This window comes from Marinobacter sp. ANT_B65 (assembly GCF_002407605.1).
Taxonomy (GTDB): Bacteria; Pseudomonadota; Gammaproteobacteria; order Pseudomonadales; family Oleiphilaceae; genus Marinobacter.
Genome location: NZ_NXGV01000001.1, coordinates 290,409 through 304,125, shown reverse-complemented (window position 1 = coordinate 304,125; position 13,717 = coordinate 290,409). Strand labels below are relative to the sequence as shown.

Annotated in this window: 13 protein-coding genes; 5 read left to right on the top strand and 8 right to left on the bottom strand. The window is 55.6% G+C overall.

The genetic code is table 11. From position 1 onward, the window contains the following. The first annotated feature begins 4 nt into the window (after positions 1–4). The 3 genes from CPA50_RS01390 to trmL all read left to right on the top strand — a co-directional run bounded on the left by CPA50_RS01390 (position 5) and on the right by trmL (position 2,592). Entirely contained in the window at positions 5–751 is a 747-nt protein-coding gene (locus CPA50_RS01390; RefSeq protein WP_096780706.1) for a pteridine reductase, read from the top strand. A gap of 170 nt (positions 752–921) precedes the next feature. Then, a complete protein-coding gene (locus tag CPA50_RS01385; RefSeq protein WP_096780705.1) occupies positions 922–2,100 on the top strand; it encodes an acetyl-CoA C-acetyltransferase in 1,179 nt (392 codons plus the stop codon). A 6-nt stretch (positions 2,101–2,106) separates the two neighbouring features. Next, a complete protein-coding gene (gene trmL / locus CPA50_RS01380; RefSeq protein ID WP_096780704.1) occupies positions 2,107–2,592 on the top strand; it encodes a tRNA (uridine(34)/cytosine(34)/5-carboxymethylaminomethyluridine(34)-2'-O)-methyltransferase TrmL in 486 nt (161 codons plus the stop codon). On the opposite strand, the gene CPA50_RS01375 is transcribed toward trmL, so the two are convergent. The 8 genes from CPA50_RS01375 to CPA50_RS01340 all read right to left on the bottom strand — a co-directional run bounded on the left by CPA50_RS01375 (position 2,529) and on the right by CPA50_RS01340 (position 10,776). Continuing rightward, positions 2,529–3,374: a heme ABC transporter ATP-binding protein gene (locus CPA50_RS01375; protein ID WP_096780703.1), complete on the bottom strand. Its 846-nt coding sequence runs from the start codon at positions 3,372–3,374 to the stop codon at positions 2,529–2,531. The genes trmL and CPA50_RS01375 overlap by 64 nt on opposite strands. After that, positions 3,374–4,360, bottom strand: a complete 987-nt coding sequence (locus CPA50_RS01370; RefSeq protein ID WP_096782279.1) for a FecCD family ABC transporter permease — start codon at positions 4,358–4,360, stop codon at positions 3,374–3,376. Before CPA50_RS01370 ends, CPA50_RS01375 begins: the two co-directional genes overlap by 1 nt. Positions 4,361–4,397: 37 nt before the next feature. Then, positions 4,398–5,246 carry a heme/hemin ABC transporter substrate-binding protein gene (locus tag CPA50_RS01365; RefSeq protein ID WP_227519438.1) on the bottom strand — a complete coding sequence of 283 codons (849 nt, stop codon included), beginning with the start codon at positions 5,244–5,246 and terminating at the stop codon, positions 4,398–4,400. Continuing rightward, positions 5,237–6,313 (bottom strand): hemin-degrading factor, encoded by a 1,077-nt coding sequence (locus tag CPA50_RS01360; protein WP_096780702.1) that lies wholly within the window; start codon positions 6,311–6,313, stop codon positions 5,237–5,239. Before CPA50_RS01360 ends, CPA50_RS01365 begins: the two co-directional genes overlap by 10 nt. A 1-nt stretch (position 6,314) precedes the next feature. Next, positions 6,315–7,457, bottom strand: coding sequence for an HmuY family protein (locus CPA50_RS01355; RefSeq protein ID WP_096780701.1), 1,143 nt, complete (start codon positions 7,455–7,457; stop codon positions 6,315–6,317). 35 nt (positions 7,458–7,492) lie between these two features. Beyond that, positions 7,493–9,466: a TonB-dependent receptor plug domain-containing protein gene (locus CPA50_RS01350; protein ID WP_096780700.1), complete on the bottom strand. Its 1,974-nt coding sequence runs from the start codon at positions 9,464–9,466 to the stop codon at positions 7,493–7,495. A gap of 235 nt (positions 9,467–9,701) precedes the next feature. Then, complete coding sequence (gene secB / locus CPA50_RS01345; RefSeq protein WP_096780699.1) at positions 9,702–10,205, bottom strand: protein-export chaperone SecB; 504 nt, start codon at positions 10,203–10,205, stop codon at positions 9,702–9,704. 154 nt (positions 10,206–10,359) lie between these two features. Beyond that, on the bottom strand, positions 10,360–10,776 hold the full coding sequence (locus tag CPA50_RS01340; protein WP_096780698.1) for a rhodanese-like domain-containing protein: 417 nt from the start codon (positions 10,774–10,776) through the stop codon (positions 10,360–10,362). A gap of 159 nt (positions 10,777–10,935) precedes the next feature. Here CPA50_RS01340 and gpmI point away from each other — a divergent pair, with 159 nt between their 5' ends. After that, positions 10,936–12,483, top strand: a complete 1,548-nt coding sequence (gene gpmI / locus CPA50_RS01335; protein WP_096780697.1) for a 2,3-bisphosphoglycerate-independent phosphoglycerate mutase — start codon at positions 10,936–10,938, stop codon at positions 12,481–12,483. A 20-nt stretch (positions 12,484–12,503) separates the two neighbouring features. Continuing rightward, entirely contained in the window at positions 12,504–13,643 is a 1,140-nt protein-coding gene (locus tag CPA50_RS01330; protein ID WP_096782277.1) for a murein hydrolase activator EnvC family protein, read from the top strand. The last annotated feature ends 74 nt before the right edge of the window (positions 13,644–13,717 follow it).

The following is a 13,717-nucleotide window of genomic DNA, read 5'->3' as shown; positions in this document are numbered from 1 at the left end:
AAGCATGCCGGCACATACTCCCGTTGCCCTGATTACCGGTTCCGCGCATCGCCTTGGCGCACACACGGCACAACGACTCCACGAACGGGGCTGGAATCTGGTTATTCATTACCGGAGCCGTGAAGAGCAAGCCAGAAACCTTGTGGAAACTATGAATCAGCAGCGCCAGAACTCCGCGGTTGCCCTACAGGCCGATCTGAATCTGATGGCAGACACTACGCAACTCGGCCAGGGGGCAATCGCTCATTGGGGGCGACTGGATGCGCTGGTGAACAACGCATCGGTGTTTTACCCAAATCCCACTTGCGAGGCTACAGAAGACGACTGGAACAGCATCATGCATACCAACCTCAAAGCGCCCTTCTTTCTTCTGCAGGCTTGCCTTCCGGCGCTCCAGAAAAGCATGGGCAGCGTCGTCAACCTGATTGATATCTACAGCGAAAAACCACTGCCAGAGCACCCCCTTTACTGCGCCAGCAAGGCAGGCCTCGCTGCCCTCACCCGCTCATGGGCAAAAGATCTTGCGCCGCAAGTGCGGGTGAATGGTGTTTCTCCCGGGGCGATTCTCTGGCCAGATGGCGATGCGGCGGTTGATGTTGGCTACCAGAGCAGAATTCTGGACAAAACTCCGTTGAAACGCACAGGTACCCCCGAAGATATCGCCCGCACAATTGTATTTCTGCTGACTGAGGCTCCGTTTATTACCGGCCAGACCATTTCGGTAGATGGCGGGCGAAGTCTGAATATGTAACCAGAACAGGTATCCAGACCACCACTGAGTGCTTTCGCAGTTACTCCTTCCTCATCATTTTGGCCGGGAAGGCCTTTCCAGCGTACAATATGCGCCATCTTCTGATGCTGTAAGGGCAGTTCCCGGCTTGCCACTCCCTTACAGCACAACCACCTAACCGGAGAAACACCATGCGCGATGTCGTTATTGTTGCCGCCCGACGCACGGCTATCGGAACATTTGGCGGAGGCCTTTCCAGCCTCCGTGCAGACCAACTTGGTACTGCAGTCATCAAGGCCCTGCTGGAGGAAACCGGTGTTGCCGGCGACCAGATCAATGAAGTGATTCTTGGTCAGGTTCTCACAGCAGGCTCAGGCCAGAACCCTGCCCGCCAGTCAGCCATCAACGCGGGCATTCCGGCTTCTGTGCCAGCCATGACCATCAACAAGGTTTGTGGCTCTGGTCTCAAAGCAGTACATATGGCAGCTCAGGCCATCCGCTGCGGCGATGCAGACATGATTATTGCGGGCGGCCAGGAAAGCATGAGCCTGGCCCCTCACGTTCTGCCCAACAGCCGAAATGGCCAGCGCATGGGCAACTGGACCATGATCGACACCATGATCACGGACGGCCTGTGGGATGCCTTTAACGATTACCACATGGGTATAACGGCCGAAAATATTGTTGAAAAATACGGCATCAGCCGCGAAGAACAGGACGCATTCTCCGCAGCCTCGCAGAAAAAAGCCGTTGATGCCCGTGAATCCGGGCGCTTCGATGGCGAGATAGTTCCGGTTTCCATTCCCCAGCGTAAAGGCGATCCGATTGTCGTCAGTAAAGACGAAGGCCCACGCGATGGCGTGACCAGTGAAGGCCTCGGCAAGCTGCGTCCCGCTTTCAAGAAAGACGGTACCGTAACAGCAGGCAATGCCTCCTCACTGAACGATGGCGCAGCGGCTGTTATGGTGTGCAGCGCGGAGAAAGCCAAAGAACTGGGCCTGACCCCGCTGGCAACAATCAAGGCTCACGCCAGTGCCGGAGTTGACCCGTCTGTTATGGGCACCGGCCCGATTCCTGCGAGCCAGCGTTGCCTGAAACTGGCTGACTGGAGCACTGACGATCTGGACCTCGTGGAAGCCAATGAGGCATTTGCGGCCCAGGCCATCTCGGTCAACCGCGACATGGGCTGGGATACCGGCAAAGTCAACGTGAACGGCGGCGCTATTGCCCTTGGCCACCCTATTGGTGCTTCCGGCTGTCGTATTCTGGTGTCACTGCTGCACGAAATGGTTCGTCGCGATGCTCGCAAAGGTCTGGCGACCTTGTGTATCGGCGGCGGCATGGGCGTCGCCCTGGCCGTGGAGCGCTAAAACAGAATGCTGAATGTGGTGCTTTACGAGCCGGAAATACCGCCTAACACAGGCAATATCATCCGGCTGTGCGCCAACACCGGTTGCCGGCTGCATCTGATTGAGCCCCTGGGTTTTACCCTGGAAGACAAGCAGATGCGGCGGGCCGGACTGGACTACAGCGAGTATGCCTCGGTAACGGTACACAAGAGCTACCAGGCCTTTCTCGACAGCGAACGGCCCGGGCGCCTGTTCGGCCTCACCACAAAAGGTCGCCGCTACTATCATCAGGTAGCTTATCAGGAGGATGACTACCTGATGTTTGGCCCGGAGACCCGAGGGCTGCCGGCAGATGTACGTGAGGGATTATCCGCAGAGCACTGCCTGAAAGTTCCGATGCGCCCCGAGAGTCGCAGCCTGAACCTGTCGAACACCACCGCTCTGGTAGTTTACGAAGCCTGGCGACAGCTCGGATTTCCCGGCGCCAACCTTGATAACGAAGGCCAGGAGTAACCGGGCTTGTGCGAATCGTCCCGTGGGATGACCAGCGGATAGCCCTCCTCCAGTTCCAGGATTCTCGCAGACAGGCCGTAAACCTTCGCCAACACACCTTCGGTTAACACCTCCGAAGGCAGTCCATCGATATGAACTTGCCCCTGATGAAGCAACATCAACCGGTCAGCAAACCTGGCGGCCAGATTAAGATCGTGAGCAACGGCCAGCACGGCAAATCCTCTCTGACGCGCCAGTCGTCGAAGCAATGAAAACACCTGTTGCTGATGGGCCGGGTCCAGTGCCGAAGTGCACTCATCCAGCAGCAGCAACACAGGGCCCTTTGCGTCCCATATCTGCGCCAGAACCCGTGCAAGCTGAACCCGCTGCTGTTCCCCGCCGGAAAGGCCAGGTACCAGGCGGTGCTGCAGATGGGCTATGTCCAGCAATTCCATCAGCTCCGCAAGCACAGGCATACTCAGCGACAGGGGTTCGGGTGGGCGGCCAAGACGAACAACCTCCTCTACCGTCAGAGGGAAATTCACCTCAACCCTCTGGGGCATAACAGCCCTCTGCCTCGCCAGATCCCGGTTCGACCAGTTTGTCATAGGCCTCCCGGCAAACATCACCTGCCCTGCAGCAAGCTTGTGTTCACCCGCCAGCCCTTTAAGCAGCGTAGATTTTCCCGCGCCATTCGGGCCGAGCACTACAAGTAATTCCCCGGCATCCAGTTTAAAGCCAAGCCTTTCAACAATCGGCTTGCCGGACAGATGAATACCCAGATCGTCGACCTGCAAAAGCATCAGGTTATCCTCGTTCTCAGTAGCAACAACAGGAAAAACGGGCCACCGATCAATGCCATCATTAAACCGATAGGCAGTTCCGCCGGAGCCACAACAACCCGCGCCAGGCAATCCGCGCCCACCAGCAATGTTCCACCGGCAAGAGCACTTGCGGGTATTACAATCCGATGCCCTGCACCCAGTGCCTGCCGCACCAGGTGGGGCACAACCAGCCCTACAAAACCAATCAGACCGCTGACAGCCACTGCCGCACCCACGCCAAGCCCTGCAATCAGCACGGCGGCGCGCTTGGCCCAGTCTGCGTTGTAACCCAGGTGGCCAACCACGTGTTCGCCAAGCAGAAAAGCATCCAGTGGCCTGGCCAGAAAAGGTGCAGCGCACAATGACAGCAAAAGCCAGGGGCCAGCCATGGCCACATCATCCCAGGCTGCATGCCCCAGACTTCCCATTGTCCAGAAGGTCAGTGAGCGCAGCTCTTCATCCGACGAATAAAAGGTCAGCAAGCCCGTACCCGCGCCTGCAATAGCATTGATGGCAATCCCCGCCAGCAGCAGGGTAGCTACAGATGTCCGGCCCGCTCTCCGGGCAATGCGCCAGGCCAGAAAAACCGTACCGCTACCTCCAGCAAACGCTGCTATCGGGAGAGCCCACACGCCGGCCAGATCCAGCCATCCACCCAGCCAGGTTCCGCCAAGCACAATGACGGCAACCGCCGCCAGGGATGCCCCCGCAGAGACTCCTATAAGCCCGGGGTCTGCAAGCGGATTGCGGAACAGACCTTGCAGGATCGCACCTGAAACCGCCAGTACGGCGCCCACCAGAAAACCAAGAATCAGACGGGGTAAGCGCACATCGAAAAGCACCATGCGGGCAATCTCGTCATCAAGATCACCTTGCAGCAGCCCCAGAATATCGACCGTAGAGAGAGGGTAGGCGCCACTGGTAACTGAAACCACAGAGACCGCAAGCGCGGCCCCAAGGATCATCAGTAAAGCCGGCCCCTGTGCCAGCCGGCCAGCACCATCAATCACTGGCACTGGCAACCGGCCTGGCTTCAGTCAATACACCCGCAACCTCTTCCATAGCCTGTGGCAGCCGGGGGCCAAAGCCGAGTAGCAACATGCTGTCTCCTACGTAATACCGGCCCTGCTTCCACGCATCCAGTGCCGCCAACTGGGGCCACTGAGCTATATCAAACTGACCAGGGCGGGATTCCGCAACAACAATGGCATCCGGACGGGAGGCAAGCAGAGCCTCTCGATTTGCCGGTTTATAACCACTCATATCGCCCATTGCATTGCCTGCCCCAAGAGCATCAAGAAGAGCACTGGCAGCCGTATCCTGGCCGGCAATCATCACGCCGTGATTCCCCGCCGCCATAAGAAACAACACTTGCGCTGGCTTGCCTTGAGTATTGATGCCAATGCGCTCAATTCTTTTCTGAATATCCGCAGCCATGGCTCCTGCCTCCGGGCCCTTGCCAAGAACCCGGCCAACCTCACGAATACGCGCCATGGTGTCCTGAGGCGAACGTGCAACAGGTAGCTGGATCACCTCCACCCCGGCCTGCTTCAGCCGCTCAAGGGTTCTGTCCGGAGCAGCCTCCATAGTTGTAAGGAGTACATCCGGGCGCAATGCCAGTACACCCTCAAATGGCAAAGCTCTCAAATAGCCCACCCGTGGCTGCGACCGCACCTCCGGCGGATAGTTACTGGTAGTATCCACACCCACCAGACTTTCCTCCGCCCCCAAGGCGTAGACCGTTTCCGTGATACTGCCGTCAGCACTGACAATTCTCGGCTGTCCGGCTTGCGCCATCATGGAAAACGACAGGCAGGCAGCAAAAAAAGCTACCAGGGTATTCATTCGCATAGCGCAGTCTCCAGCCTGTCAACTTCCCTCTGCCAGTCTTTGGACTCCGGCTGTCCCGGTTTACGCTTTCCAAACAAGGTGATCACTATGTCACCCTGTGCGTTATAGCCTTCCACCGATGTCACCATGCCATCTGCCGACGGCCTGCGAACAACGTACCAGTCGCAAATGCCATGGGTATTGGCGTGCAGGTTGAAACTCTTGTCCAGTACATTCATCCAGGGGCCAGTGCGCTTCAGGTTATCTACTGTCCCGGTGAAAATCTGGACAATCCCGGGGTTGCCCACAAACACCATTATCGGACAGCGGCTGGATCTGACCTGTTCCAGAATCTGATCCAGAGGCGAATGGGTCTCCGGGGGGGAGGTTTTCAGACGGGTTACCCACTCCGCGCCAATCAGCTCAACCGCCGTCAGGCGGTCTACCTTGTTGCGTTTGAGCATTGCATGGAAATGATGAACGTCTTTGAGTTCCGACCAGTCTTTGCTCAGGGCAGCAACATCGACCGTTCCGGCATCAGCCCGCGGCTCACGCACCGGCGCAGCCAAGAGCTCCGGAAACGGCTGTTCGTTGTCGAGATAGCTTCGCAAAAGAAGATCCCAGGCATCTGTATTTGTTGTGCCCGTTTTATAGATCTTGTGCAGAGCGGCCCCGTGATCGCTGAAAAACTGCAGGCTTTCCCGGGTAGTTTTACCGGTACGTTCTGTCACCAGATAGCCGTGCGCCCACTGGTTAAGAAATACCCGTATATCAATATCCCCCACCGCAAGCCCCATGGCCCCTTTTCCGGCCACCGTGAACTTTTTGAACGTAGCGGTTACTTCATGCACAACCTGGTTGTTGCGGGTAAGAATCATCACATCACCCACATCATCCATTGCCGACATCAGCGCTCCGAACTCCCGCTTCAATGGCTGTACGCCATCGCTGCGACTGAACAAGAGCTCCAGTTCGCTGACACCGAGAGCTTCAGCTGCGTTACGAATACGCAGGCCGGGCTGCTCCTCAAGCAGTTGCTGCCAGCGCTGGGCAAGAGACATTTCAGATTGAGTCGCCAGTGCTTCCATCTCAATTCTCCCCGGTTGTCAGGCTGATTTCTTTCCAACGGATTTCAGGCTGGCCACTGTTACCGTCAGCCCCGTAGTAATTGATAATCTGCACTGCGTATACCGGCGCCGAAGCATCTTCGGAGTCACTGTCGATGAGATATACACGGAAGTTGGGCCATAGTTTATGGGCTCCCTGAAGGTTATAGGCGTACCAGCCGTTATCTGTGAACAGGCCGCCCGTAGAGTCTGATGAGTAGGCCTGGGCAAGAGATTCACCTGTTGCATTGTCAATCGTTGCGCTCGTGTATGCTGATAACTCTGACCAGGGAATCGGGCCAAGTGCTCCACCCTGCCCAGACCCGGACGGCCCACTGTTGGTTTTGAGATACCACTCACGATCAGAAAAACCGACCAGAACATCCCAGGTATCCGAAGTTGAACAGTCGACCGCTGCATTGGCGTCGAAATCGAAACAGGCATCGCCGCCGTCATACCCTTGCGGCTCATTGAAATGTATCGTTGTACCTGAGAGTTGCGTGGTTCCAGCACTCTGAACTTCAAATTCCAGGTCGAAGCTCTCAATACCACCACCGGATCTGGTCGGAAAATTAAAATCCATAATCCGCATTCGGGCATAGCTGTCCCCTTCAGCGGAACGAACCAGATACCCTATATCGGGAACCTCTGAAATAACGCCTCCCTCTCCATATACCGACCAGCCATCTCCAAACGCATAGACCACGCCATCAGACGTCCAGCTTTCGGGCACAGGAAATGAATCCTTGAGATGATCAAGCTCGCCATCCGCTGTTGCGCCAATAAACTTGTTAAGATCCGGGTCACCGGCGACATCGTAAAACTCCGCCTGCTCATCCCCCACAGCGCCCGCAACACTGCCATTCCCAGAATCCCCGGAGTTAAGCAACACGCTGGTGCGATTGAAGGCCAGGTGCCAATCGCCATCACTGGCAACCGTCTCTCCGGTTGCCAGGTTCAGATACCGGGTTTCAGTCATTGCATCAATCACTTGCTGACTGTAATCCTTATCTTCCGCCCCCCCTTCGCCTGTTTCTCCGGCCATCTTGTTTTCACTGCCACCGCCACACGCGGTCATCATCAGACCAAGGGCGGGCGCCAGGTACTTCAGTTTGTGCTGAGCCATATCATGGTTCCTTTTTGCTGAAATAAGGGTGGCAGTCATTGGCTGCCAAGAGTCATAGAGAAACCGGTATAGAGAAATCTACCGGCAATGGGCTGGAAGTCGTCAGGATCGGAAAAGTCGCGCTGGGTGTCAGTAAGGTTGTCTATGCCCGCAAACAACTTTAGTTCAGGGATGAGCCGGTAATTGAGCTTGAAATCGACAGAGCTATAAGCGGGGGATTTTCTATCCTGAGAGGCATCAACGTATTCAGAGCTCTGGTTACGGGCTCTTACAGACCATGACAAGCCCTGCAAACCTGTCAGGCCATCTATAGAAACCTGCAGCTGGTGTTTTGGGCGGTTATTGAGGTCATAGCCCGTTGCCACATCTTCTGTTTCGGTCCAGGTATACCCGGCAGATATGCACCAGCCTTCGGAGATTTCCCAACCTACTGTCGACTCAACGCCCCATGTACGGGCCTGATCAACGTTGCTGTAGCTGTAGACCTGAACATTGTCCGTGCGCGCATCCGTTGCCTCCTGGTCTGCACCGGTTTGAATCAGCTCATCGATATCATTGAAAAAACCGTTTACATCAAACCAAATCTTCTTTTCATAATGGCCGCCAATACCCAGTTGATAGCTAACAGATGATTCGGCTTCCAGGTCGGGGTTACCATTAACGATGTACCCCAACTCACTGTGGTCAAAACGGTAGTGACGCTCTTTCAGGTTGGGAACACGATAGCCTGAACCCACACCTGCTCGCAGAAAACTGTCAAACCCCACGCCATCTTCAAAACCAAGACGGGCATTGATCTTGGGAGCCAGATGATTACCAAAGTCCGAATCCCGCTGCCCACGCAGGCCGCTGACGATCTCCAGGTTGTCCAACACAAACCAGGTATCCTGTGCCCAAAGTTCATACCCCTTCCTGGAAAATTCTTCGTTGCTGGCAAGCTCTGAGACACCGTCCTTGTACTGTTCAAGCGTTTCATGCCTCAGGTCTGCGCCAACCTGGACACTGTGTGTGTCGCCCACCGCAGATTCGACATGTCCGGAAGCCTGGGAGATGGAAATATCTGCCTCACGCTGATCAAAGGTGCCAGCGACAGAATACTTGGAGGTATCATCACTCAGCTGCTCATGCAGCAATGCCCAATGCCCGCGCAATCCATTGCCATCACTATGATCGCCAGTCAGGGTAGTTCTGAGACGACGCACTTCTTCGTCTTTACCCTGATTGATGGTGCCCCCGGGAAGCGTGCTGTACCGGGAACTGGAATTCTCATCAAATACCGAACCTGACCAGGAAAGCCTGTTGTTCTCTGCCGGCTGCCAATCCACTCGTACCGTCGCGTCGTTGCGATCGTACTCATCCCCGGGGCGGTCCCAGGTTTCCGGCTCCGGGTCGATGCCATCAGAGTGCTGCGATGAACCGGACACCCGCACGCCCCACTGTTCATTACCGGCAGAGACCGCCGCGCGGCCGCTGTAGCGGGCAGCATCCCATTTCTCTCCGGAGGGATTCTGGTCACCGTAAGTACCGGCATCAGCAGAGAAGGTTCCTTTGACTCCGGAGTCCACACCACGGGTAATTACATTAACAACCCCGCCCATAGCTGCACTGCCGTACTGAGCCGAAACTGCGCCTTTCACCACCTCAATCCGCTCGATATCCAGCACTGCAAGCTGGCTTACATCTATAGCAGAGCCAGTCGTTGCGCTCAGGGGCATGCCATCCACCAGCACGAGCACACGGTCGGCATCAATACCCTGCAGCCACACTTCATAACCTGGCTTACCATGTATTTCCCGCAACTGCAGGCCCGGCACGTTAATCAAAGCTTCTTTAAGATTGCGGGCGTGGGTGCTTTCTATCTCTCTGTCAGTAACAACTTCAGTACGCACGGGGGTGTCGAGAACCGTTCGCTCACTGCGCGTTCCGGTCACCACCAGCTCATCCAGATAACTGGTGGCATAGGCGGCCTCGGGGCCCATGGCCATGGAGAACAACACAAGTGAGCACATGCCAGAAGCCGGCAATCGAAAAGCAGAAGATATCAAAGCGAACCTCGCAAACATTAATACGAATGCGACAGATTCTTATTTATTTATTAACTTAAATCAAGCTTTTGATAATGAGTTTTATTCTTAGTTGAAGGAAAGGAATAGCACAGAAAGGATAAACCGGGAAAATAACGGCCCAGAAACAGAACAGCCCGGCGATGCCGGGCTGTGTGGAGAGCAAGCTTGGTGCGAGCAATCAGTGAGTCTTTTGCTCTTCTCCTGCTTCACCAGCAGCCTCTTCCTGCTTACGCTGAAGCGCCTGGGCATAGATCGCATCGAAATTAACCGGTGCCAGCATCAACGCCGGGAAGCTGCCTTTGTTAACCACACCGTCGATTGCTTCACGGGCGTAGGGGAACAAAATAGTCGGGCAGTATGCACCCAGCATCTGCCCGAGTTGTGGCCCTTCAATGCCAGATACGACAAACACACCGGCCTGCTGAATCTCAACAAGATAAGCAACTTTCTCGTCTATTTTCGTTGTAACGGTCAGGGACAGCACTACTTCATACTGATTATCACTGACTTTTGTATGAGCAGTGTTCAGGTCCAGACTTACCTGTGGCTTCCACTGTTCCTGAAATACCATAGGAGAGTTCGGGGACTCAAAAGAGAGATCCTTCACATAAATACGCTGAAGCGCAAACTGGGCTTGGTTCTGGTTTTCATTGCCTGCGGCGGCTTGCTGATTCTCAGCCATGTTCAATCCTTTCGGTTTTTGTAGCGAGTCTTAGAGTGGGCCAATAGCCCATTATATATTTGCATTTGCCGGAACAGTCTTCTGTCTGGCGGGGCGCCTAATCCAAAACAGTGCGGCAGATAGACGCTCAGATCAAGCTCTGCGGCAGCACCTGCTATTTTTTCACCAGCGGCAGATTGCTGGCTCTCCAGTCGGCAACGCCCCCATTCAGGCGCACCACATTAGCATAACCCTCGGCGTTGAGCTGCTTGACCGCCATGGCGGAATGCTGGCCCATCTTGTCTGCTACGATGATCCGCTTGTCCTGATGCTTCTTCAGTTCAGAGGCGCGGCTCTTCAGGCTGTTCAGAGGAATATTGACCGAACCTGTGATGCGCCCCTCGCCAAACTCTTTACGGTCACGGATATCAACCACTATGGCTTCATCCCGGTTAATCAGGCTTACCGCAGCCTGGGCAGAGATTTTAGCACCACCACGCCGGGACTCCAGAATCAGAATAGCGACCAGAAAGGCCACAAACAGCGAGGCCAGAATGTAGTGGTTAACGACAAATTCAAACAACCGATCCATGAGGTAACCCTGAAAATAAGTTTGGGCGGATTATACACAGCCTGCTCGCCAGACAGAAGGTGACCTTGCAGGCGATGACTGTGGCCTCAAAGTGCAAAAATGGATAAGCTTCACCCCTACTTCAGAAAACTTATCACCACTCTACTTCCGGACTGAATGATGACAGCATTGCGCAAGCCGACAGCACTGATAATTCTGGACGGCTGGGGCCATCGTGACCCCGCCGCCGACAACGCCATCAGCAACGCCAATACTCCCTTCTGGGACAAGCTCTGGGAAACCAGGCCCAAAACACTCATAAACACATCCGGTATGTTTGTCGGCCTGCCTCAGGGCCAAATGGGCAATTCGGAAGTCGGGCACATGAATCTGGGCGCAGGTCGTGTGGTGTATCAGAGCCTGACGCGCATCGACAAGGATCTGGAAGAGGGTACCTTTAACGAAAACAAGGCTCTCTGCTCTGCAATCGATAAAGCCATAAACAATGGTGGGGCTGTTCACCTCATGGGCCTGCTTTCACCGGGCGGAGTGCACTGCCATGAGGACCACGTTCTCGCAGCTGCGGAACTTGCGGCCGCACGGGGCGCAAAAGAAGTCTATATTCACGCGTTCCTCGATGGCCGCGACATGCCGCCTCGCAGCGCTCGCCCCTCACTGGAAAAAGCCTCAGCAAAGCTCAAAAGCCTGGGCGTAGGCCGCGTAGCATCGATTGTAGGCCGTTACTTTGCCATGGACAGGGACAACCGCTGGGACAGAGTCGAAACTGCCTATAACCTGATGACTCTGGGTGAATCAGAATTCACCGCAACAGATCCCGTTGCAGGTCTGGAGCAGGCCTATGAGCGCGGCGAAAACGACGAGTTTGTAAAACCGACCCATATGCAGAGTGCTGGCGAACCCGCCGGCACCATCAATGATGGCGACGCGGTATTGTTCATGAACTTCCGTGCCGATCGCGCCCGGGAGATGACTCGCGCTTTCGTAGACGTGGACTTCGACGGGTTCAAGCGCCAGAAACACCCGGAACTTGCCGACTTTGTCACGCTTACCGAATATGCCGCAGATATCAAGGCCTCATGTGCCTACCCCCCCGAGCAACTGGTCAACGGCCTGGGCGAGTATATGGCCGGACTGGGCAAAACCCAGCTTCGCATTGCAGAAACGGAAAAGTACGCACACGTTACCTTCTTCTTTAATGGCGGCCTGGAGACACCCTTTGCCGGCGAAGACCGGATTCTGGTGCCCTCTCCCAAGGTAGCCACCTACGATCTTCAACCTGAAATGAGCGCTCCGGAAGTCACCGACAAGCTGGTGGAAGCCATCAAGAGCGGCAAATACGACCTGGTGGTGTGCAACTATGCCAACGGAGACATGGTTGGTCATACCGGCAAACTGGATGCTGCCATCAAGGCCGCAGAATGCCTGGACAAGTGTGTGCAACGCGTAGTCGAAGCACTGGACGAAGTGGATGGCCAGGCGCTGATAACCGCCGACCACGGCAACTGCGAGCAGATGACAGACCCCAGCTCTGGCCAGGTTCACACCGCTCACACTATTGGCCCGGTTCCCCTTGTCTACACGGGTAGCCGCCAGATATGCCTGAAGGACGGCGGCAGTCTGAGCGATGTGGCACCATCCCTGCTCACCTTGATGGGCCTTGATCAACCGAAGGAAATGACCGGGCACAGTCTGGTCAAAATCGGTTGATCCGGAAACAGGCCATACCCTTGCGACTGACTGCAGTAGCTGCGCTCGCACTCACGTTTGTACTGAGTGCAGCGCCAGCAGCATCGGAGCAGGAGGTTACACCCGCCCAGATTGAAGCCCTCAAGGAACGCATTGAGGATATCGACGACTGGCTGGCCGACGCAGAGAAGGACCGTTCATCTCTTGAGCAGCAACTTGCTGCCTCCGAACGCTCAATCAGCCGCCTGACCCAGGAGCGACGATCTCTACGCGAACAGGTAAAAGCGCAACAGCAGCGTCTCTCCAGGCTCCAGAGCGACGAGCGGGAGCTGACACGAACCCTGGAGAAGCAGCGCGAAAGCCTGAAAAAACAGATCCGCACTGCCTGGATGGAAGGCGACGCCCCTGCAGTCAAAATACTGCTTAACGAGATAGATCCGGACAACATCGCCCGGACCATGACTTACTACGAATACCTCAGCCGCGACACCCTGGGACGCCTGGAAACCTTCCACAAAAACCTGCGAGAACTGAAAGATACACAGGCTGCGGCTCAAAGTACCCGGGCCGAACTCGCAAAAACCGAAGAAGGCGTCATTAAACGCCAGCAGCAGCTTAAAGCCTCCCTCCAGGAACGCGAGAAAACACTGGCAGCCCTCAAGCAGGACATCCATAACCGTCGTGGCGAAAAAGACGAGCTGGAATCCGATCGCGAACGCCTGGAAAAGCTGCTTTCGGAAGTACAGCAAGCTATTGCAAACATTCCTTCCCCGAACGAATCCCAGCCCTTCTCATCGCTCAGAAACAAGCTTCCATGGCCCGCACAAGGCAAGGTCACCAGCCGGTTTGGCGAGAAATACGCAAATGGCAAACTCAGCAGGAACGGCTTGCTTATTCAGACCTCCGAAGGTGCGGAAGTAAAAGCCATCCACTATGGCAGAGTTGTTTTCGCCAACTGGCTCAGAGGATTCGGGTTGATAACAATTATTGATCACGGCGATGGCTACATGACACTCTATGGCCATAGCAGCAGCCTCTTTACCAGCCCTGGCGACTGGGTCGCAGCCGGAGAGGCCATTGCCCTGGCAGGCCGCACGGGTGGCACAGAAAACCCGGCGCTGTATTTTGAGGTGCGCCATAATGGAAAACCAGATAATCCAGGGCGCTGGCTGGGCAAGTGAGCACCCGTAGCAGGGCTGACAAATGCGCCCGCTGACGCCATACTGTCGGAGCGGAGAATTCAGCCGGCTGTTTT